The organism is Ruegeria sp. CG3, assembly GCF_056537205.1.
In genome coordinates, this window is record NZ_JBQFRC010000001.1 from 563,404 (window position 1) to 584,862 (window position 21,459).

General features: G+C 59.2%; 23 protein-coding genes. 10 read left to right on the plus strand and 13 right to left on the minus strand.

All coding sequences use genetic code 11. The annotated features are described in order from the left end of the window. Positions 1-3 precede the first annotated feature (3 nt). On the minus strand, positions 4-1,347 hold the full coding sequence (gene dddP, locus ACR0NB_RS02800; RefSeq protein ID WP_480774886.1) for a dimethylsulfonioproprionate lyase DddP: 1,344 nt from the start codon (positions 1,345-1,347) through the stop codon (positions 4-6). 123 nt (positions 1,348-1,470) lie between these two features. Here dddP and ACR0NB_RS02805 point away from each other — a divergent pair, with 123 nt between their 5' ends. Continuing rightward, positions 1,471-2,214 (plus strand): heme-dependent oxidative N-demethylase family protein, encoded by a 744-nt coding sequence (locus ACR0NB_RS02805; protein WP_480774887.1) that lies wholly within the window; start codon positions 1,471-1,473, stop codon positions 2,212-2,214. Between the two features lie 37 nt (positions 2,215-2,251). Here ACR0NB_RS02805 and ACR0NB_RS02810 read toward each other — a convergent pair whose 3' ends face one another. From ACR0NB_RS02810 to ACR0NB_RS02830, 5 genes are all read right to left on the minus strand, one after another. Beyond that, complete coding sequence (locus ACR0NB_RS02810; RefSeq protein ID WP_480774888.1) at positions 2,252-3,160, minus strand: hypothetical protein; 909 nt, start codon at positions 3,158-3,160, stop codon at positions 2,252-2,254. A 198-nt stretch (positions 3,161-3,358) separates the two neighbouring features. Further along, a complete protein-coding gene (locus ACR0NB_RS02815; RefSeq protein WP_480774889.1) occupies positions 3,359-4,153 on the minus strand; it encodes a lytic murein transglycosylase in 795 nt (264 codons plus the stop codon). Positions 4,154-4,169: 16 nt separating this feature from the next. Further along, entirely contained in the window at positions 4,170-5,006 is an 837-nt protein-coding gene (locus ACR0NB_RS02820) for an amino acid ABC transporter substrate-binding protein (protein WP_480774890.1), read from the minus strand. Between the two features lie 142 nt (positions 5,007-5,148). After that, entirely contained in the window at positions 5,149-6,555 is a 1,407-nt protein-coding gene (gene glnA, locus ACR0NB_RS02825) for a type I glutamate--ammonia ligase (protein ID WP_260063175.1), read from the minus strand. Between the two features lie 31 nt (positions 6,556-6,586). Continuing rightward, entirely contained in the window at positions 6,587-6,925 is a 339-nt protein-coding gene (locus tag ACR0NB_RS02830) for a P-II family nitrogen regulator (protein WP_093962420.1), read from the minus strand. Positions 6,926-7,094: 169 nt separating this feature from the next. On the opposite strand from ACR0NB_RS02830, the gene ACR0NB_RS02835 reads away from it, so the two are divergent. The 3 genes from ACR0NB_RS02835 to tig all read left to right on the plus strand — a co-directional run bounded on the left by ACR0NB_RS02835 (position 7,095) and on the right by tig (position 11,635). Next, on the plus strand, positions 7,095-8,687 hold the full coding sequence (locus ACR0NB_RS02835; protein ID WP_480774891.1) for an NAD(P)H-hydrate dehydratase: 1,593 nt from the start codon (positions 7,095-7,097) through the stop codon (positions 8,685-8,687). 308 nt (positions 8,688-8,995) lie between these two features. Continuing rightward, on the plus strand, positions 8,996-10,117 hold the full coding sequence (locus ACR0NB_RS02840) for a porin (protein WP_093962418.1): 1,122 nt from the start codon (positions 8,996-8,998) through the stop codon (positions 10,115-10,117). A gap of 186 nt (positions 10,118-10,303) precedes the next feature. Then, positions 10,304-11,635: a trigger factor gene (tig, locus tag ACR0NB_RS02845; protein WP_170509249.1), complete on the plus strand. Its 1,332-nt coding sequence runs from the start codon at positions 10,304-10,306 to the stop codon at positions 11,633-11,635. Between the two features lie 227 nt (positions 11,636-11,862). Here the strand turns inward: tig and ACR0NB_RS02850 are convergent, their stop codons facing one another. The 6 genes from ACR0NB_RS02850 to rpsF form a co-directional block, all read right to left on the minus strand. Continuing rightward, entirely contained in the window at positions 11,863-12,726 is an 864-nt protein-coding gene (locus ACR0NB_RS02850) for an acyl-homoserine-lactone synthase (RefSeq protein ID WP_170358734.1), read from the minus strand. Between the two features lie 95 nt (positions 12,727-12,821). Continuing rightward, positions 12,822-13,523 (minus strand): helix-turn-helix transcriptional regulator, encoded by a 702-nt coding sequence (locus ACR0NB_RS02855; protein WP_170338055.1) that lies wholly within the window; start codon positions 13,521-13,523, stop codon positions 12,822-12,824. 226 nt (positions 13,524-13,749) lie between these two features. Next, a complete protein-coding gene (locus ACR0NB_RS02860) occupies positions 13,750-14,232 on the minus strand; it encodes a transglycosylase SLT domain-containing protein (protein ID WP_480774892.1) in 483 nt (160 codons plus the stop codon). Positions 14,233-14,381: 149 nt separating this feature from the next. Continuing rightward, positions 14,382-15,002, minus strand: a complete 621-nt coding sequence (gene rplI, locus ACR0NB_RS02865) for a 50S ribosomal protein L9 (protein WP_170338059.1) — start codon at positions 15,000-15,002, stop codon at positions 14,382-14,384. A gap of 12 nt (positions 15,003-15,014) precedes the next feature. Further along, positions 15,015-15,242, minus strand: coding sequence for a 30S ribosomal protein S18 (gene rpsR / locus ACR0NB_RS02870; RefSeq protein WP_005608650.1), 228 nt, complete (start codon positions 15,240-15,242; stop codon positions 15,015-15,017). Positions 15,243-15,270: 28 nt separating this feature from the next. Then, positions 15,271-15,624: a 30S ribosomal protein S6 gene (gene rpsF / locus ACR0NB_RS02875; RefSeq protein ID WP_093962413.1), complete on the minus strand. Its 354-nt coding sequence runs from the start codon at positions 15,622-15,624 to the stop codon at positions 15,271-15,273. A gap of 280 nt (positions 15,625-15,904) precedes the next feature. On the opposite strand from rpsF, the gene ACR0NB_RS02880 reads away from it, so the two are divergent. Together ACR0NB_RS02880 and ACR0NB_RS02885 are read left to right on the plus strand one after the other, a co-directional pair. Next, a complete protein-coding gene (locus ACR0NB_RS02880; RefSeq protein ID WP_244952357.1) occupies positions 15,905-16,414 on the plus strand; it encodes a hypothetical protein in 510 nt (169 codons plus the stop codon). Positions 16,415-16,541: 127 nt separating this feature from the next. Continuing rightward, the gene (locus ACR0NB_RS02885) at positions 16,542-17,114 is read left to right on the plus strand and encodes a YceI family protein (RefSeq protein ID WP_480774893.1); all 573 of its coding nucleotides are present in this window, start codon (positions 16,542-16,544) and stop codon (positions 17,112-17,114) included. 66 nt (positions 17,115-17,180) lie between these two features. On the opposite strand, the gene ACR0NB_RS02890 is transcribed toward ACR0NB_RS02885, so the two are convergent. After that, complete coding sequence (locus ACR0NB_RS02890) at positions 17,181-18,410, minus strand: cytochrome b/b6 domain-containing protein (protein ID WP_170338065.1); 1,230 nt, start codon at positions 18,408-18,410, stop codon at positions 17,181-17,183. 172 nt (positions 18,411-18,582) lie between these two features. Between ACR0NB_RS02890 and fabD the strand changes: the two genes are divergently transcribed. The 4 genes from fabD to ACR0NB_RS02910 all read left to right on the plus strand — a co-directional run bounded on the left by fabD (position 18,583) and on the right by ACR0NB_RS02910 (position 21,422). Further along, the gene (gene fabD / locus ACR0NB_RS02895) at positions 18,583-19,521 is read left to right on the plus strand and encodes an ACP S-malonyltransferase (RefSeq protein ID WP_480726143.1); all 939 of its coding nucleotides are present in this window, start codon (positions 18,583-18,585) and stop codon (positions 19,519-19,521) included. Between the two features lie 41 nt (positions 19,522-19,562). Next, complete coding sequence (gene fabG, locus ACR0NB_RS02900) at positions 19,563-20,300, plus strand: 3-oxoacyl-[acyl-carrier-protein] reductase (protein WP_170338567.1); 738 nt, start codon at positions 19,563-19,565, stop codon at positions 20,298-20,300. A gap of 210 nt (positions 20,301-20,510) precedes the next feature. Then, complete coding sequence (locus ACR0NB_RS02905) at positions 20,511-20,744, plus strand: acyl carrier protein (protein WP_005982462.1); 234 nt, start codon at positions 20,511-20,513, stop codon at positions 20,742-20,744. 138 nt (positions 20,745-20,882) lie between these two features. Continuing rightward, a complete protein-coding gene (locus ACR0NB_RS02910) occupies positions 20,883-21,422 on the plus strand; it encodes a GNAT family N-acetyltransferase (protein ID WP_170366317.1) in 540 nt (179 codons plus the stop codon). The last annotated feature ends 37 nt before the right edge of the window (positions 21,423-21,459 follow it).

Below are 21,459 nucleotides of genomic sequence, written 5' to 3' on the forward strand. Positions count from 1 at the left end.
GACCTAGTCGAGCCCCATGAGCGCGGAATCGAACGGATAGCGGGTCAGGTTCTCGTAGCCGTCTTCGGTGATCAGAACCTGATCTTCCAGCTTGATCGAGAAATCGCCGCCGACTTCGCCCACGGCGGCCTCGACGCACAGAACCATGCCGGGTTCCAGCGGATAATCATATGAGCCTGGCACTGCCTTGTCCGGATAGGCCACCAAAGGCCACTCGTCGCACAGGCCCACGCCATGCATCAGGCAGCCGTATTTCTGCGCCTGGAACTTGTCGTCCAGCCTGTGGCAGTTGGCGGTCAGGTCGGGGATCATCACGCCGGGTTTCAGCATCTCCATATTGGCCATGATGTGCTCGTGCGCGTGCTGCATGGCATAGACCATGTCGGGGCGGGGTTTTTCATCCCCGATCCACCAGGTGCGCGAGATGTCGACGCAGATGCCGTAGCTGCCGATCAGATCGGTATCAAAGGCGATGATTTCATTCTTCTGAGTAATCCGCGGCCCGCATTCCTGAAACCACGGGTTGGTGCGCTGCCCCGAGGCCAGCAGGCGGGTTTCGATCCACTCGCCGCCGCGCTTGATGTTCTCGGCGTGCAGAACGGCCCAGATGTCATCTTCGGAGGTCTTGCCGTCGCCCACATGGGCGCGGGCGAATTTTTCCATCTCGGCCACGGCGGTTTCGCAGGCGTGGCTGGCGCAGCGCATGGCCAGAATCTCGTCAGGGCCCTTGATGGCACGGGTCTTTTCGGTGACCTCCTCGCCCTCCATGATCTCGAAGCCCTGCGCCTCGAGCGCGCGGAGGCCGTGCAGCATGATCTTGTCCACCGCCAACCGGGTGTGGCCGGGGGCGTGGTCCTGCATCAGCACGCGCACCTCGTTGGCGAACACGTCCGCCTGTACATCCACCTTGTCGCCCCGGTCGAAATAGAACAGGTCCGCGCCCGAGCGCTGCTCGCGCACCAGCGGGTTGAATTTCGACAGGAAGGGCGAGTTCTTGTAGTCCCAGATCACCATGTAGCCATCGGCGCACAGCAGCACCGCTCGGAACGGGTTGTGCGTGTTCCAAAGCTGCATGTTGGTGCTGTCGGTCGCATAGCGGATGTTGAGCGGGTCGAACATCAGCAGCCCGCCATAGCCCCGGTCGACGATCGCCTGGGTCAGCCGCTTCCAGCGATAGTCGCGCATGCGGTTCAGGTTGGGCAGTTGCAACCCGGCGGCGGCCCATTCGCTGAATGCAAGTTGGGTGGGGCCGATCTCGATCCGGTCATTGTCGTTCGGCGTGCCGTCGCCCAGCTTCGCGCCGCGGCTGGGGTCGATCTTGCGGGTGTCTCGGTAGTGGTGGTTCACGGCGCGCCTCCCTGCTTGCCGGTTCAGCCTGAAGGGGCAGGGCGGCCCCGTCTGGGTGAATTGCGACGATTTGCCAGTCGCTTTTTGACCGACATGGCCTGTTTTGAGTGCTAACCCAACGCCATGACAGTCATTCTGCAACAGACTCTGCCCTACGATCCGACCCAACAGCGCCCGCTGCCGGGGATCGCGCCGACCACGATGGAGGACTGGCTGCATCGCGATGATGCCTTTTCCGCGCAGATGCGCCACCGCCAACAACTGCTTGAAACCCGCCGGGACGACGTTCTGGCGCTGGACGCGCAGGCGCACCCGGCCGCCGTCGAACTGCTGGATCTGGTCTTGGCGCAGGCCTATCCCGAGGCGACCGACACCGCGCGGCGCCCGGACGGGGTCGCTGTGCCGATTGACCGCGACACCCCTTTGGATACGCTTTGCCTTCTGGCGCAGGAGGATTTCTGCATCCTGCAGAAACAGGGCGACGAGCATGTACTGACCGGTGCCATCCTGTGCTTTCCCGCCAGCTGGCGTCTGTCCGAGAAATTCATGCGCCCGCTGATTGCCATTCACGAGCCGGTCGACAGCTATGACCCCAACATCGCGCGCCGGGTTCAGCGCCTGTTCGACGGGATTCAGGTCGACCGGCCTTTGTGGCGCTTCAACGCGCTGTGGTACGACGACCCCGAACTGCACCAGCCCCGAAGCGCCAGCGCCCCGCGCGAGATCCGTGACCGTGGTACCACCCGGTATCTGCGCAGCGAGCGACAAACGCTTTTGCGGTTGCCCGAGACACGGGCCGTGGTGTTCTCGATCCACACCTATGTCGTGCCGGTCGAGCACCTGCCAGAAATGGAAAACCCCGCCTGATGGCGGGGCCTCCAAGGAGGGTCTTCTGGTAATTCAGTTACAGTCCGATCGCATTGGCCACATCGGCAAACGCACCACTTGAGTTCAGCGACACGATGGCGACCGTATAGGCCAAGACCTGAGTGTTCAGGCGAAAGTCTTCGCCCCGGATGAGGTTCACAGCGGCCATCGACAGAGCGATCGGCGCCGACAGGCTGGCAACGGCACCGGTCAGGGCCCAGCTGGTCAGGCGCAACGCGTCACTGGGGCGGTCGTCATCGTTATCCGTCGCGGCCGATGCATCAGAAACGGGTGCGTCGGCCTCGTCGGAACGGAAGGCGATGCTGAGCAATTGCTCATCGGTCAATTGAATCGGGCGAGGCGGCTTTGCCGGTGCTTTGACGGCCTCGTGGTCATCAGTTGCTGCGGGCTCAAGGCCCGCAAAAGGTCCGCTGACCGCCTCGAACGCCTCGCGGCGGTTCCGCTGCTTGCGTGGCATCAACGAGTCAAACGCGCCCATGAACTGTTCGATCGTCAAAACGGTTTTCGGCGACAGCCATTCCACTCGTTGCGTCGAGCAGATGTCGACCATCCGATACAGCATGACGACAAGCATCAACTCGGAAATCTCAGGGTCATCCATCAGGCCTGAAACAGGCGAGACCGAAATCACCAATCGGTTGCGCGGGCGTGTCGCCGAGGGGCGCACCATGGTCTTCAGACCAACCGTACGGTCCAGACGCCCAAAGCGGTCGCTGGTCTCCCGGGGCTCGGACTCGAGGGTCAAACGGACAAGGTACTGGCTGGACACGATGGTTGCCTCGGTCTGGCTCAGCAGGGTCTTGCGTTCCACAAGATGCCCGTAGTCCTCAAGAGTTGCCACCACGATATGGCCGAACCGCTCCAACGCGCCGTTCGTGTCGCCGTTGAATTGCAGGCCACCGTGGTATCTGTGCTTCGTGGTCACAGTCTTGACCTCTGCCGTACGAATACTGAACCAACACTTTAGTCGGTGATGAGGGTCAAATTTTGACCATATTGCAAAAAAATGAATTTTTGCGACGATTGATTACGCTTTGGAAACCAAGAAATTAGAGCGTTCCGCCTGACACTGTGGCAGCAATGTGGCGGAATTGAGTGCGGTGGTCCGGTTGCCGACAAAGCCTCAGTTGTCGATTCGAGCTGCCATGATCGCTATCGATTTTTGGTAAACCGAGGCGGCGTTCCATTGCTGGATCACCGCAAAATTCGCTTCGCCGGGTTGATAGCCCCGGCCGGGTTTCCACCCTTTCTGCCGAAGAAAATTTGCGGTTGAGGCCAACGCATCCGTCATGTTGTAGAAGTCCACGCGCCCGTCACCCGTGGCGTCCACGCCATAGGTCAGAGCATTGCCGGGCAGAAACTGGGTGTGGCCCAACTCGCCATGTTTTGCCCCTTTTGTTGCCACCGTGATCGCCCCCTGATCGACCAGTTTCAGCGCTCCGATGGCATGGGGAACAAAGAAGTCGGACCGTCGACAATCGTAGGCCAATGTTGTGATTGCGGAAACAACCTGGCTGTCGCCCATGAAGTTTCCGAACCCGGTTTCCATGCCGTGAATGGCAATCAGAACGCCGGCCGGGACACCGTACTGACGCTCCAGCGCCGCGTAGAATTCCGGGTTTCGGGCCTTGCGCTTGCGCCCCTGGGCCACGATCGTATCCGCCCCTCGAACCTTCATGAACTTGTCGAGGGAGTATTTGAAGCTTTTCTGCCCCCGATCCGCGGCGATGGTCCGTGTGGCGTATTGGGTTTGCGCCAGAGCCTGCAGCCCTTTTTTCTTTACTCCGGCTTTGCGCGCCTGCTTGGCAAAATCGGCCTTCCAGGCTTCAAAACCAGCGCCTGTGTTCCCGCAGGGAGCGGACTGCGCCGCCACGGGGGCACTCAGTGCAATGAAAACGGACAGGACCGTAAGGCGCATGGGGACCTCCTGGAAATCAGGGCAGGGTGGGTGCGATAACGTACAGGGCTTTCAGGGCCTCGCTGGGTTCAATCCCGGGCAGTGCGGCGCGAAAGATCTCTTCCATCGTGCCTTGGGCATACATCTGCGACAGGATCTCATCGACCATCAGGCGAAAGTCATCGTCGCCGCGCGCAAGGGCCAGACCTTGCTTTTCAATCGTCAGAATCTCTTGCGAGATTTTGAAGTCGTCCTTCAATCCGGCTGCCAAATAGTTGACCAAAAGAATGGATTGGTCGGCGAAATAGGCGTCGATCTCTCCGTCCCTCAAAGCCTTGATCCCGTCGGGATGAGAGGCGAACCGAACGAGCTTTGCCTCGATCCCCGCTGATCCGAATGAGTTGAACACGGCTTCTTCTGTGGTCGTGCTGCTGCGCATGCCGACTTTCTTGCCGGAAAGCGACGCCATCGTGACTTCCGCATCTATCGGCAGCAAAACGGATGTTCCGTCCACGAAGATCGGGATCGAGAAATCAACGGTTTCCCGCCGCGACAGGGTGATTGTCGCCGCGCCGCACAACAGGTCGATCTGGCCAGAGGCGACCATGTCAAAGCGTGTATCCGACTGCACCGGAATGAACTGTGCGGTGAGGTCATCCGCACCCAGTCGGCTGGCGATGGCTCGGGCAACCTGATCGCAGACCATCACGGACAACCCGTCGGGTCGCTCCTGGTCGTTGATGTAAGAAAGTGGGGCGGCATCTGTACGAAACCCAAACCGGATTTCGCGCGTTTCTTTGATCCGGTCGATCGTCTGCGCAGCAGCGCCTGAAACAAGAAGTGCAGCGGAGAGGGTCAGGGCGAGAAGGCGCATGAATAATCCTGATAATTGAATTGATCTTCAGCCTAGCGGCAAAGGCGCCTGTCACAAAGGGAAATATGGGGGCCCTGCACCACTGAAAAGGGGCGCCCGACAGGACGCCCCCAAGGTCTTTTGATTGGACTTCCGACCGGGGTCAGCAGCTGTAGTACATGCCGTATTCGACCGGGTGCGGAGTGTGCTCGTAGGTTTCGACCTCTTCCATCTTCAGTGCGATGTAGCCGTCGATCTGGTCTTTGGTGAACACGTCGCCCTGCAGCAGGAAGTCGTGATCGGCCGCCAGACATTCCAGCGCCTCGCGCAGGCTGCCGCAGACGGTCGGGATACCGGCCAGTTCTTCGGCGGGCAGATCGTACAGGTTCTTGTCCATGGCTTCGCCCGGATCGATCTTGTTCTTGATGCCGTCCAGGCCGGCCATCAGCAGTGCCGCAAACGCCAGGTAGGGGTTTGCCGACGGATCGGGGAAGCGGGCCTCGACGCGCTTGGCCTTCGGTGATTCAGTCCACGGGATACGGACGCAACCCGAACGGTTGCGGGCCGAGTAGGCGCGCAGAACGGGGGCTTCGAAGCCCGGGATCAGGCGCTTGTAGCTGTTGGTCGACGGGTTGGTGAAAGCGTTCAGGGTCTTGGCGTGCTTGAGGATACCGCCAATGAACCACAGGGCTTCGTCCGACAGATCGGCATATTTGTCGCCTGCAAACAGCGGCTTGCCGTCCTTCCAGATCGACATGTTGACGTGCATACCGGTGCCATTGTCGCCTGCAATCGGCTTCGGCATGAAAGTGGCCGACTTGCCGTAGGCGTGCGCGACGTTGTGGATGACGTACTTGTATTTCTGCAGCTCGTCGGCCTGCTTGGTCAGGCTGTCGAAGATCAGGCCCAGCTCGTGCTGGCACGAGGCCACTTCGTGGTGGTGCTTGTCGACCTTCATGCCCAGACGCTTCATGGTCGACAGCATTTCCGAACGCAGGTCCTGTGCCTCGTCGATCGGGTTGACCGGGAAGTAGCCGCCCTTGACGCCCGGACGATGGCCCATGTTGCCCATCTCGTATTCGGTGTCGGTGTTCCAGGACGCATCGGTTGCATCAACTTCGTAGGATACCTTGTTGATGCTGTTCGAGAAGCGCACGTCGTCGAACAGGAAGAACTCGGCCTCGGGGCCCATGTAAGCCACGTCGCCAACGCCCGAAGACTTCAGGTAGGCTTCGGCCTTCTGCGCGGTGCCGCGGGGGTCACGCTCATAGGCTTCGCCGGTATCGGGTTCCACGACCGAGCAGTGCAGGCAGATAGTCTTTTCTGCATAGAAGGGATCGACATACGCGCTTTGGGTATCGGGCATCAGTTTCATGTCCGATGCTTCGATCGACTTCCAGCCGGCGATGGACGAACCGTCGAACATGAAGCCTTCCTCAAGGAAGTCTTCGTCGACCTGGTCGGCCATGACGGTCACGTGCTGAAGCTTGCCACGCGGATCGGTGAAGCGGATGTCGACATACTCGGCACCCTCGTCTTTGATCAGCTGAAGAACTGCGTCCTTGCTCATTACTATGTTCCTCTAGATTGCAGAATTGGTTTTACAGCGCGTCCGAGCCGGTCTCGCCGGTCCGGATGCGAATGGCTTGTTCAACGGACGAGACAAAGATCTTGCCGTCCCCGATCTTGTCGGTCTTGGCGGCCGAAACGATGGCTTCGATGGCCGCATCGACCTGATCGGCATCCAAAACGACCTCGACTTTGACCTTGGGCAGAAAGTCCACCACATATTCCGCGCCGCGGTACAGTTCGGTGTGTCCTTTCTGGCGTCCGAAGCCCTTGACTTCGATCACGCTGAGGCCCTGGACACCAACGTCCTGCAGGGCCTCTTTCACTTCGTCCAATTTGAACGGCTTGATGATCGCTTCGATCTTTTTCATCCGGGCTCACCTCGCATGGTTGTCAGAATGGCAGTGATCACGTCTAAGATCGGGCGGCAATGCGATTGCCGAATTGACCGTCTGCTGGTGAAGGGATTCTGGGCAGCGGGCCAATTTTTAGGCAAGTTGCACAAAAAGTAATCAGATTTGAATCGCGTGAGGGTTTCGGATGCCAAAACTGCTGAGTTCGTCCCAGATGAGGGCGGCTGAACGCGCCGCAATCGAATCCGGCCTTGTCACCGGCCTGGAACTGATGGAGCGCGCAGGTCGTGGTGTGGTGGAGGCCGTCTTTGAAACCTGGCCTGACCTCGCGGCCGGGTCCGGCCGGGCCGTTGTGTTCTGCGGGCCGGGCAACAATGGCGGCGACGGTTTTGTAGTGGCGCGCATTCTGAAAGAGTGGGGGTGGACCGTGGACCTTTTCCTGTTGGGCGACCCCGAGAAGTTGCCTGCAGACGCGCGGGCGAACTACAAGCGTTGGTGCGCGATGGGTTCGTGCCATGTGCTGTCTGATGACGCGCTCGATGCCTACGGCGCGGCCTGTTCGGATACTGTTCTGGCGGTTGATGCCTTGTTCGGAACCGGGCTGACGAGACCGGTAGCCGGGCTGCCACGGACAATGCGTAAATTGGGCCAGTGGAAAGCGTCACAGTCGGAAGGTGGTTGCCCCCGTGTCGTTTGTGTGGACATTCCCAGCGGCCTATGCGCGGACAGTGGTCGGCGTCTGGTGTCAGAGGGATTTGCCCCCGAAGACTGCGCCGTGTCGGCCAACCTGACGGTGACGTTTCATACCGCAAAGCCGGGCCATTATCTGGCCGAGGGACCAGAGTGCTGTGGCAGGATGTCCGTTGTCGACATCGGTCTGCCGGCTCTGTCAGTTGAAGAAACGCCAGATGATCGGCCGAGTGTGTTGCTGGACCCCGAAAATCTGCCTGATCTGCGGAAATCGGCTTTCGATCACAAATACGGTCACGGTCATGCGCTGATCCTGACAGGCGACACAGGTAGAACAGGTGCCGCGCGATTGGCTGCCCGCGGAGCGTTGCGCGTGGGCGCCGGTCTTGTCACACTGGGCGTCCCTCCCGTCGCATTGCAGGAAGTCGCCAGCCAAGTCACCGCGGTCATGATTGAGCAGATCGCAGGCGCGGATGGGCTGGCCATTGCATTGCGGGACCAACGCCTGAACGCGCTGTGCCTCGGGCCCGGATTGGGCCTGGACAAGGCCCGATCGCTGGTCCCCGTGGCATTGGAGTCCGGAAGGGCAACCGTGCTGGATGCCGACGCTCTTTCGGCATTTGCTGAAGATCAAGCGTCACTGATGGCGATCCTGCATGAAAACTGCGTCCTGACACCGCACGGCGGCGAATTCGCCCGCCTGTTCCCCGATATCTCGGCCAAGCTTTCCTTGCACCCCAAGGATGGCCCAGCTTTCTCAAAGGTTGATGCCGTGCGCGAGGCGGCCGGCAGGGCAGGTTGCGTGGTACTTTTGAAGGGACCGGACACTGTGATTGCGGGTCCGGACGGTCGGTGCTCGATCCATTCGGCTCACTATGATCGGGCCGCGCCGTGGCTGGCGACCGCAGGAGCGGGCGACGTGTTGGCGGGTTTTTTGACCGGGCTGCTGGCACGTGGATTGCACCCGCTGAATGCCGCCGAAACCGCCGTCTGGCTTCACGTGGAATGCGCGCGCGCTTTTGGCCCGGGATTGATCGCGGAAGACCTTCCCGAGCAACTGCCCGGTGTGCTCAAACGTCTTCAGATATGAAGTTCTTGCGTGTTCCCAAGGCGCAAGGCTAGAATATCGGCAGGATTTTGCTGTCAAGACTGCGCAAATGCATAGCGAGTGTTTGCCAAACGCATGGCCGGATGGCAGAATTCTCTTGCGGGCCGTCTGAAGCCTGCATGCGTTTGTTGTTAAAATATTGATAACACGGAAATTTTGCTTTGCTGCCACTCTGTCTTTGTGGCGGATTTGCAATGATCGAGCTGAATGGCGTAGGGGCCTCTGGAACCGGACAGTTCCACTGAACATCTGGGCAGTACCTGAAACCCGAACCTTTCATGGTGAGTGCTATGACATTGAATATCAAACTCTCCTCAGTCGCCGCTGTTCTTGCGGCCACCACGGCCATCCCCGCCGCGGCAGAGTTGAAATACGAGAACAACAGCGGTGGCTATGTTCTGCTATATGGGCAGTTCAACCCGGCAATTATCTCGGTTGACGACGGCCAAGAGACCGATACCCGCCTGCTGGACAACGACTTGTCCAACAGCCGCGTCGGCCTGAGCCTGATGCAGCCGTTTGGCCAGAACGAATTCACCTTCCGCTTTGAAACCGCGCTGGGTCTGCCGAACTCCAGTGAGTGGAACCAGCTGGGTACCGATTTCAGCGGCTGGACCCGGGAAGACATTCGTCACGTGGATTTTGCGCTGAAAGGTGGCTGGGGTAAATTCTCGGCCGGTCAGGGCAGCATGGCGTCTGACGGTGCAGCGGAAACTGACCTGTCTTATGTCGGCACCGCGCTTTATTCGTTCACCAACGATGAAAACTCGGGCTTCTTCTACCGCGGAACCGACGGAACCCTCAGCGACATCACCGTTGGCGACTCCAGCAGCAACTTTGACGGCGCGCGTCGTGGCCGCGTGCGGTATGACACGCCGGATTTCAGCGGCTTTTCGGCAAGCTTCGCCTATGGTCAGAACATCCTGTCCAGCAGTGATGACGACGACTATTACGACGTTGCACTGAACTACAACAACACCTTTGCCGGTGGAGTCGAGTTCGCGGCAAGCGTGGCCTATGCGGTGCGTGATTTTGACGATGGTTCCGGCGACCGTGAAGACACGATCGGCTCGGCATCGGTACTGCTGCCCAGCGGCTTCAGCTTCACCGCTGCTGCCGGTACCCGAAACAACGTGTCGGGCGAAAGCGATCCCAACTTTTGGTACACCAAGATCGCCTACGAGGATAATTGGGTGTCCTGGGGCAAGACCGGTATCGGCATCGACTACTATGATGGTTCCGATTTCAACACGGACGGGTCCAGCACCGAGTCCTGGGGTATCGCAGTGGTGCAGCGCATCGACAGCATCAACACCGATGCCTACCTGAAATATCGCAACCACGACTTCAACGACGGAACGTCTTTTGACAAGAACGAAGCTTGGGTCCTGGGGGCCCGCTGGAAGTTCTGATCCTGATGTTGTTGTGAATTCATGGCGCCCCGGCTCTGTCCGGGGCGTTTTTTGTGGGGCAGGGTGGCAAAACAAGGCCAATCTGGCACCTTGCCCCTTGCCCTTCGGCGGCTAGGCAAATAGAAGGCGTCAAATTTGCCCGGCGCGCCCGTTTTGCGCGCCCCGAATCCTATGGGGACTACCAGAATGCAGGTTACCGAGACGCTGAACGAGGGTCTGAAACGCGGCTACAACATTGTTGTCACCGCCGCCGAGCTGGACGAGAAGGTCAATGAGAAACTGATCGAAGCTCAGCCGGAAATCGAGATGAAAGGCTTCCGCAAGGGCAAGGTTCCCATGGCACTGCTGAAAAAGCAGTTTGGCCAGCGCCTGTTGGGCGAAGCAATGCAAGAAACCATCGACGGTGCGATGAACAAGCACTTCGAAGACAGTGGTGATCGTCCGGCGCTGCAGCCCCAGGTCAAGATGACCAACGAAGACTGGAAAGAAGGCGACGACGTTCACGTAGAAATGTCCTATGAAGCCCTGCCGAAAATCCCCGAAGTTGACCTGAAATCGGTCGAGCTGGAAAAGCTGGTCGTCAAGGCGGACGACGCAGCCGTGGAAGAAGCCCTGCAGAACCTGGCTGAAACCGCTCAGGATTTCAAAGCCCGCCGCAAGGGATCAAAGGCGAAGGAAGGCGATCAGGTCGTCATCGATTTCGTCGGCAAGGTTGACGGCGAGGCCTTCGAAGGCGGTTCGGCCGAGGATTACCCGCTGGTGCTGGGCTCGAACAGCTTCATCCCCGGTTTCGAGGATCAGCTGGTTGGCGTGAAAGCCGAGGAAGTCAAAGACGTCACCGTTACCTTCCCCGAAGAATACGGCGCCGAGCACCTGGCCGGCAAAGAGGCCGTGTTTACCTGCACGATCAAAGAGGTGAAGGAACCTGTTGCCGCCGAGATCAACGACGAACTGGCACAGAAGTTCGGCGCTGAGGATCTGGCTGCGTTGAAGGCACAGATTGCCGAACGTCTGGAAGCCGAATACGCAGGTGCGTCGCGCGCGGTGATGAAGCGCGCTCTACTGGACGCGCTGGACGAGAAAGTGTCGTTCGACCTGCCGCCGACCCTGGTCGAAGCCGAAGCCAAGCAGATCGCACATCAGCTGTGGCACGAAGAAAACCCCGAGGTGACCGATCACAACCACGATGAGATCGAGCCGACCGAAGAGCACAACAAACTGGCTGAGCGCCGCGTGCGTCTGGGCCTGTTGCTGGCCGAGCTGGGCCAGAAGGCTGAAGTCGAAGTCACCGACGCCGAGATGACCCAGGCGATCATGAACCAGGCTCGCCAGTACCCGGGTCAGGAGCGTCAGTTCTTCGAGTTCGTTCAGCAGAACGCTCAGATGCAGCAGCAACTGCGCGCGCCGATCTTTGAGGACAAGGTTGTAGACTACGTGGTCGAGCTGGCCAAAGTGACCGAAAAGGAAGTCAGCAAGGAAGAGCTGCAGAAGGCAATCGAAGCCCTCGAAGAGGAATAAGCCGCGTTTTCAGGTCGGTCCGGGTGCCGCTGCACCCGGGCCGGTCAAACGGCGATTGTCCGGACAGAAAGAAATGAAATCAGGTCCTCTTCGGAGGGCCTTTTTTGTTGCTGCCAAGAACCGGAACGTATGGCGTCAGCGGCGGATCGGTTGCAAAAATTAGAGCGGAGCCGCCTGTAATGGGACGGCTCCGCATGGGTGGCTTTTGGACTTATGAGGTGAGGGGGTCAGGCCTCATGAGCAAAAGCACGGGGGGTTTGCAACAGAGCGGTTTTCTGCTCTGGGGTGAAGCGGTCCGACAGGCTCTCGATCAATTTGAGTACGGCCTGGACTTCTTCTTTCGTCGTCGCAGCGTGCATCTGCTCGACGAAGTATTTCTCAAGATCGGTCAGTGGCTGGTGGTCAAGATTGGCGGCACCGGCCTGTGCAAGCTTGGCTTGCTGACCCGAATTGAACAGTTCGAGCGCCTGATCGTCGGTCAGGAACACGTCGTAGTCGATGCTCGAATACTCGCGGATCGATTGGATACGCTCGTCCGAACAATCCATCAGGGCGGCCATTGCGACCACTTTGCCCATCGGCTTGGCCGTTCCGACATAGTCGTACGGAGCATTTCCGGACCGTTGCAGCACCCGGTTCATAACCGGATCAATGACCGCGACCGAGTCGAGCACTCCAGCTTCCTGGGCGTATTCGAATGACCCAATCATGACCTCACTGGTCACGTAGGATACTGAATTCTTGCCACGTCCCCGGCCGAGCCGTTTCGTGTCGACACAGAACCGCGTAGCTTCCCAGACTTGGGCGCTGCGGATTGGCGGCTCGTCATCAAGGATCGAGCTGAACACATCGGCCAGCATGTGCGGGCCGGTCGTCTGCAAGAGGCGCATGCACCCAACGACGTCCCCCTCGTCGTTGATGCTGACCACGTGTGCAGGATTGAGCGAGTCGAATTGATCGAATTCGCGCCCGTCCTGGATGTTCACTTCCCAGCCCAAGCGATCCCCGAACACGCGTGCTCGCAGCTTGAACATCTCATCCAAGACGTCTTTGAACTTATGCTGGTTGATGCCATCAATAACGATGATCATTCCATCCCCCTACAGTTTGGTTACCGTAAGGAGCAGATTAACCAAGTTTCGAAACAAGACTATTGGGGATATCCCGTATTTTTCTGCCTTAATTGTTAACCGGGGTAAATTAACCCCAGACCAATGGCACGGCCGATCGCCTGGGCGGTCGTAAGTGCGCCCAGTTTCTCTCGTCCGGAACGCATGTGCACCTCGACCGTCCGGTGCGAAATGCACAGAATATCTCCGATATCCTGCTGGGACTTGCCCTCGGCGACCCATTGCAGGATTTCTTTTTCGCGCGAGGATAGGGTCGGAAGGTATAGAGCCTTGGCCAGCAGGCCAGATTGCATGACGGTGTCATGTGCGTGAACCGCGGCCATCTGCAGGTCACCCATCACGTGCTTTTTAAGCTTTTTCCATTCCTCGTCCGTGCAATCCTTGGTCACGCTGAGCAAGCCAGTTTCGCCATAAGGTCCCCGAACCGGAACCGTCAGGCCGCGGTCGGTGATCCCGAAATCATGAGCGTCACGGAACACCGCGTTGAACTTGTCGTCGTGATTGAAGCGGCCCCAGTCCACCGGCGCGATGCTGAGCGCCGACTGATATAGGGTGGGATCAAGGTGATGGTAGCCTTGCGTGGCGTAGTGGATCTTCCACTCGTCCGGGTAGTTCGCGTAACCTTGGACGTCACCATTCACGGGATGGGTCGTCGCATAGGACGCATAGTCGAACCCAAGTTCGTTGCAGACAGAATTGATGATGTCGTAAGCCGACCGTTCATCATGATCAATTGTGGCCAAGTCAATAAGTTTCACTCGTCCAACCTCTGTCCCTACGGCATTTCCCCCGAAAAATGCCGTATCTGCCCGTATCACAGCCTACGTTGCGTCAATCTGAACAGATTGCGCAACCCATTTGTACATATCACATGGAGTTATTGAGTGCTAATGGCAACAGACAACCTCCGGATTATTTCGTCCTGTGAGGTATTCGCGGTCAAATTGAACGCTGTATAGACCGATGTCGATTGCCCCATTTACGCTATTCGGACCGCAAGCCGGTTTCAACCAGCATTCCGCGAGCCTTGGCTTCGGGGTAGTACCCCTTTGCATAGAGGAAGATCGCGCGCTGCTGGTCGCCGTCGGCCAGCATCCAGGCCCCGCGAAGATACTTGCCCGCGTATTCCAGATTGGTGTCCGCATCCAGAAGCCCCTTGGCGTCGCCCTTGTAGCCCATCGAACGAGCGGTGGCGGGAAGGATCTGCAGCAGGCCGTAATATGGCCGGTTCGTCGCCCAGGGGCGATGCGTGCTTTCGCGGATCGCCAGCTTATGGACCAGTTCCCGCGGCAGTTCATAGTGATCAGCCCATTTGTTGATCGACTCGCGCAATTCAGGCGTTTCGTTAGGGAAAAGCGGCGGCTCGAATGCCTGTTCCTTCGTCGCTTTGCCAGATGGGTCGCTGCAGGCGGCAATCGGGGCAGCCAGAAGCACTGAAAGCAATATTCGACGCAGGACCTTTGCCATGCAACTTCTCCGGGTTGTTACGCGGCTGGATGATACGAAAGTGGCCCCGGGTCGCAAGTCCGGCGCGCTGCGGTGGCCATAAATTGCCAGTAGAAAGAAAAAGGCCGCGCAATGCAGCGCGGCCTTTAAGATAAACCGACCTGATCGGATCAGGCTTTGGGTTCGTCTTCCTCGGTCGTAGCATCGGCGGCAACCAGTTCTTCGTCTTCCGAAGCGGCCGAGCCGATGTCGTCGAACAGTTCCGCGATTTCAAAATCGGCGGCGGCCTCTTCTTCAGCGGCCAGTTCCTGGATCGACTTGCCCGATGCCTGAAGTTCGGCTTCTTCTTCCGAGCGGGCAACGTTCAGTTTTATTTCGACTTCGACTTCGGGGTGCAGCTTGACGGAAACCGTGTGCAGACCCAGCTCTTTGATCGGCGAGACCAGAACGACCTGCTTCTTGTCAACAGTGAAGCCAGCAGCGGTCGCGGCATCGGCTGCGTCACGCGGGGTGACCGAGCCGTACAGCGCACCGGCGTCCGATGCCGAGCGAATCACGATGAACTGCTGACCGTCCAGCTTTTCAGCCAGAGCTTCAGCTTCTTTCTTGGTTTCCAGGTTGCGGGCTTCCAGCTGTGCTTTCTGGGCTTCGAACGAGGCGATGTTGGCCTCGGACGCGCTCAGCGCTTTGCCTTGCGGCAGCAGGAAGTTGCGGGCGTATCCGGGCTTGACGTCGACGACATCGCCCATCTGACCCAGTTTCGCAACGCGTTCCAGAAGGATAACTTGCATATCAGTCTCTCCTTACTTCACGGCGTAGGGCAGCAGGGCGAGGAAGCGGGCGCGCTTGATGGCGCGGGCCAGTTCACGCTGCTTCTTTGCCGAAACGGCGGTGATGCGCGAAGGCACGATCTTGCCACGCTCGGAAATGTAGCGCTGCAGCAGACGGGTGTCTTTGTAGTCGATCTTCGGCGCGTTTTCGCCCGAGAACGGGCAGACCTTGCGGCGGCGGAAAAACGGTTTTGCGGCCATGATTTGGTGTCCTTTCCTCAGGCGTTGATCAACGGCGCTCGCGGCGGCCATCGCGCTCATCGCGCTTCTGCATCTGGACCGAGGGGCCCTCGGGATGTTCGTCGACCTTGATGGTCAGAACGCGCATCACGTCTTCATGCAGGCGCATCAGGCGCTCCATTTCCTGAACGGCGCCCGACGGTGCGTCGGTCTTCAGGAAGGCATAGTGGCCCTTGCGGTTTTTGTTGATCTTGTAGGCCATCGTTTTGACGCCCCAGTACTCGCTGTCGACGATCTTGCCGCCGTTGTCAGCCAATACGGTGCCAAAGTGTTCGATCAGGCCCTCGGCCTGCGCGTTGGACAGATCCTGACGCGCGATCATTACATGCTCATACAGTGGCATGTTCACTCCTGTTTATATCAAGGCGCATTTCATAGGCGGGGCCAGCAACCCTTCGCGACCCTGCCACGAGAGGCTGCGCGGTTTATGCGTATTGCGAAGGATGGCCCCGTATACACGTTTCTGGATGGGGGGCAAGCCCTGCCATGAATGCCTTTCTCACGCCGCCCAATTACCTTTGGGCTGCCCAAATCCTGACGCTTTTCGGCTTGAGGTTGTTTGCAAGCCCGGCGTTACCCGGGGGGTCTAAAGAAACTTGGACAGGGCAAAAGCGATGGCCGTCATGAACACGAACACATTTCAACAGTCCGCAGCCGGCGCAGCATACGACAAATCCGTGCCCGTGCTTATTTCCTTTGCACCGAATTGGAAGGCCCGGTTGGTCCTGTTCCGTGTGCTGGGTGCATTTCTGATCGTATCGGCCTTTTCGATGTGGCTGATGCCGGGTTCGGTCATCGGGGCCGACGTCTGGACCATCAAGCTGGTCGCATCGCTGATGTTCCTGATCCTCGGGGTGAGCCTGCTGACCATCGAGGTTCTGGATCCGCGTCCCGACGCATATTTCGACCCGATCCGCCGCGAAGTTCGGGTGCTGCAGAAGAACGAAAACGGGCGTCCGCAGACCGTACTGCGCCGCAGCTACGATACGTTGGGCGGAGCCCGGTTCGTGGACGACCAGGTTGAACTCTTTGAAGTCGATGGCAGCCTTCTGATGAAGCTGCCGCTGGAATCGGCGGATGTCAGCCGAGCGCTGAAAGGGCAACTCAGCGGAAGCGTAACAATTTTCGCCTGAATTTTATTCTGTTCATTGAGGAACAGAATTTGTGAGAGAATGAAGGTTGTGTGCCGCCCATGGGCGGCACATCTTTGTTTTGGAGCAACCCAACCGGTTTGCGCTTTGAAAACTTTCGGAGATTGTCATGAAATCCACCCTTATTGCAGCAGCAATTGCCACGGCGGCGACCTCGGCCATCGCGGCCCCGGAAAAATACGTTCTGGACCCAAGCCACAGCCAGGTTGTTTTCAGCTACAACCATCTTGGCTTTTCGACCACCACCGGCATGTTCTCGGGTTTCGAGGGCGAAATCATGTTTGATCAGGAAGATCCAGCAGCGTCGAGCGTGACGGTTTCGATGCCCGTGGTCGAGATGATCACCGGCTGGAAACCCCGTGAAGATCATTTCATGTCCGAAGATTTCTTCGCGGCGACTGCCGAGGAAACGGTGACATTTACCTCGACCTCGATCGAGGTGACGGGTGAGAACACCGCAAAGATCACCGGGGACCTGACCTTGAATGGTGTGACCAAGCCAGTGGTTCTGGACGCCAAGCTGAATCAGGTCGGCGAGCATCCGATGGCGGGCAAGCCTTGGGCCGGGTTCGATGCCACCACCACCCTGGTGCGCAGCGATTTCGAACTGGGCAAGTTCGCGCCTTTCGTCGGAGACGAAGTTGCCATCGCGATTTCGATCGAGGCGCAGAAGGCCGACTGAGCCGGACTTCAGAACTACAGAAACCGCCGGTGGCCGATGCCCCGGCGGTTTTTTCGTGTCGTCGGCTTACTGAGCGTTGCGTGTTGCCGTCAACTCGACCGAAACGGTGACGGCGAAGGCCAGCGAATCCTCTTTCGGCATCGATTGGCCAACCCCGAAGTCGAGGCGGTTGAGGTCCACCGTGCCGGACATTTTGGCAGTCTCGCCTTGGATGTCCAAAGAGAAGGGCAATACAACGTCCAGCGTTTGATCGCGGATGGTCAGCGGTCCCCTTGCTTCATACCCCGTTTCGGTTTTGTAGATCTCGGCATCGAACTTGGCCGTCGGGAATTGCGCCTTGTCGAAGAAATCAGCCCCCATGGCCTGATCGGTCACGGTACCCAGGCTCAAAGATCCGATGGAGACCGTGACCTCTGCCGACCCGGCCGGACCGGGTTCGACGGGGTCGTCAAAGGTGATTGCGGCGGTCCAGTCTGAAAACTGACCGGTAACCGGGTTGCCCAGTTGTGTGATCGTGATGGCAAGCGTGCCTTCTTCCACCTGCCAATCCGATTGAACGGCCGCCAACTCGGCCGTTGCAACCTCGGCATCAGGCTTGTCTGAAAAACTGCCGGTCAGCAGGCCGGCTGACAGAACGCCAACCCAGACAAGCCCAGCAGCTGCGGCGGGAACCATCGAGTGCTTCTGTTCCGGCGGAACCGGCGCAGAGGACGCCCCGGGCAACATTCGCCGCAAAGTACTGTCCTTGTCGATGACGTGGTGTTTCAGTGCTCCGGCGATGTGCAGGGTCAAAGCTGCGACGAGAACCAGCATGAAAAGCCAGTGCAGCGTTGCCATCACCTCGGCCAGATGCTCGGACTTCGGCACCAGTGGCAGGTTCTGCCCAAATGGCCAAAGGATGGGCGCGAAGCCTTCGGTGGCAGCGTGGTCGATCCAACCAGACAGCGGAACCAAAACCAAGGACCCGTACAGCAGCCAATGGACCGTCTCGGCCGCAAAGGCCTCGGGCTTGTTGTCGGCGTTCAGCAGTCCAGGCTTGGTTTGGGTGAGCGACCAGAGAATGCGTGCCAGCGCAACGAAGAAGACGGTGATCCCAACGGTTTTGTGCAGGGAAAACAGCCGTGCGGCTTGGGCAAGATCGGCCTCGGTGGTGGGGATGGTCGGGTCATAGATTGCATGGGCCAGGTTGTTGGCGAACCACCCCAAGGGCAAGGCGGTGAAGATCAACAATGCGGTCAGCCAGTGGAATGTCTTGGTCACGCTGCCATAGCTGACATTGGTGTTGGTTAGGGACATCGATCTTGCGCTCCGGGTTTTCTGCTGTGGCCAAGGTAACCGTGTGACGCACATAGACAATAGCGTGTGGCGCACAGACCCGGTGCCGTCACGCAGAGTGCAGGCAGTGCTTGTGCCGGACCCTCACTCGGTTTACACCCCGGCGCAACCTAACGTCATCCAAGAGGTTGCAATGACACTTGCGTTCGTTTTTCCGGGGCAGGGCGCCCAGACCATCGGCATGGGCAAGGCGCTGGCCGACGCTTATCCGGCCGCCAAGGCCGTGTTTGACGAGGTGGACGAAGCGCTGGGCGAAAGCCTCAGCAGCCTGATCTGGGATGGCGATATCGAGACCCTGACTTTGACGCAGAACGCGCAGCCGGCGTTGATGGCCACATCGATGGCGGCGATGCGCGCGCTTGAGGCCGAAGGGGTCGATGTGACACGGGCCGCCTTCGTGGCCGGTCATTCGCTGGGCGAATACTCGGCCCTTGCCGCAGCTGGCGCGCTGAGCGTGGCCGATACGGCCCGCCTGCTACGCACTCGCGGTCAAGCCATGCAGAGCGCCGTTCCAGTGGGCGAGGGCGCGATGGCCGCGATCCTGGGACTGGATCTCGACGCCGTTCGCGCCGTGGCCGAAGAGGCCGCACAGGGCGAGGTGTGCCAGGCTGCCAATGACAATGACCCCACGCAGGTCGTGGTTTCGGGTGCCAAAGCTGCCGTTGAACGCGCCGCTGAAATCGCCAAGGAAAAGGGCGCGAAGCGCGCTGTGATGCTGCCGGTCAGCGCTCCGTTCCATTGTGCCCTGATGCAGCCTGCCGCCGACGTGATGGCCGAAGCTCTGGCGGGGGTCGAAATCAAGGCGCCGGCGGTTCCACTGGTTGCCAATGTTCGCGCCGAGGCGGTCACCGATCCCGACCTGATCCGGCAATTGCTGGTCGAACAGGTCACCGGTTCGGTCCGGTGGCGCGAATCCGTTCAGTACATGGTGGCGCAGGGTGTGACCGAAGCGTGGGAGATCGGTGCGGGCAAGGCTCTGTCGGGCATGATCCGCAAAATCGACCGGTCCATTGCCTGCTCCGCCGTTGGTACGCCGGAAGACGTTCAAAAAGCGCTGCAGGCAGGCGATTAACTCAAAGCTGGTCCGACAGGACACTCGAAAAGGATACCGGTATGTTTGATTTGACTGGAAAATGCGCCCTTATCACCGGGGCTTCGGGCGGGATCGGGGGCGAGATTGCACGCACCTTGCACGCCGCAGGGGCTACTGTTGGTCTGTCCGGCACGCGCGTCGAACCGCTGCAGAAGCTGGCGGATGAACTGGGCGAGCGCGCTCATGTCCTGCCGTGCAATCTGGGTGATCCCGAGGCCGTGGCCGCGTTGCCGAAACAGGCCGCCGATGCCATGGGGTCCGTTGATATTCTGGTCAACAATGCAGGCATCACCCGCGACAACATCTTCATGCGCATGTCCGACGAGGAATGGCAGAGCGTGATCGACGTGAACCTGACCGCTACCGCCAAGCTGTGCAAGGGTGTGCTGCGGGGCATGATGAAGGCGCGCTGGGGCCGCATCATCAACATCTCGTCCGTTGTTGGTGCAACCGGCAACCCGGGTCAGGTGAACTATGCCGCGTCCAAGGCGGGCATGGTCGGCATGACCAAGTCGCTGGCCTACGAGGTCGCGAGCCGTGGCATCACCGCCAATGCCGTCGCGCCGGGTTTCATTACGACCGCGATGACCGACAAGCTGACCGATGAGCAGAAATCCGGCATCCTGACGCAAGTTCCCGCCGGTCGGATGGGCGAGCCATCTGAAATTGCGGCGGCCGTTCTGTACCTTGCAAGCCCCGAAGCGGGCTATGTTACCGGAACCACCTTGCATGTGAACGGCGGCATGGCCATGTTGTAGGCGCAGCCAGAGGCAGATGCGAAAGCGTTTGCCTCTTGCGTCGTCTGTGCTATAGGCGGCGCATGTAATCAGGGGCCGGTCGTTCAGGTCGGCCTTCTACTTTCCCGGAGACCCGGGACCCAAACCGCCCGGATCGGGCAAACCAAGGCCACCCCGAGCGGGCAAGGGCAGAACCGGGCAGACCGCCCTGAAATGGAATGAGGAATAGACATGAGCGACGTCGCAGATCGCGTTAAAAAGATCGTTGTTGAGCACCTGGGTGTTGAAGAGGACAAAGTCACCGAGAACGCGTCCTTCATCGACGATCTGGGCGCGGACAGCCTGGACACCGTTGAGCTGGTCATGGCTTTCGAAGAAGAGTTCGGCATCGAGATCCCCGATGATGCAGCCGAGACCATCCAAACCTTCGGCGACGCCGTGAAGTTCATCAGCGAAGCTTCCTGATCGCTTTGAATTTGACCGAAAACGGCGCTTCCGGGCAACGGAAGCGCCGTTTTTTTTTGCCCGCTCGAATTCCCGCTTGCCTCGTGGAAAATCGGTTTGCACTGTTTGCGATGAGGCAACAAAGCACCGGGTAAGGGCATGAAAAGATCCGCCCCGATGATCAACACCGCGCGCCTGATGATGTGCGCAATGCGTCCCGAGGACTTTGAAAGGTTCGCGGAGATTTGGCGCGACCCCTGCGTGGTGCGCCATATCGGCGGCAAACCCCGTACCCGTGGCGAGGCGTGGGACGCGTTCCTGCGCAATGCGGGACACTGGCAGATGGCTGGGTTCGGGCAATGGGCCGTGTTCTTGCAGGCGAATCGCAAATTGATAGGTCAGGCCGGGTTCTTTTACGGCAACCGCTGTCTGGGAGAGGATTTCGACACCTTCCCCGAGGCCGGTTGGGTGTTGGCGCCCGAGGCGCATGGCCTGGGATACGGGCACGAGGCCGTTCAGGCCGCGCATGACTGGTTCGACCGGATCATGCCCGGGCCCTTGGTGTCGATGATTGACACGGATCATAAGGCCTCGCAAAAGCTGGCGGCCAAGCTTGGATATAAATTGCTGCGGGAGACAGAGTATCGGGACAGCCCGGTGAAACTGTTTCGACGCGACGGCCCTCCGGCCCGGAACTGAAACGCTTCTTTTTTTGCGGTGCCGCAAACGGATCGTC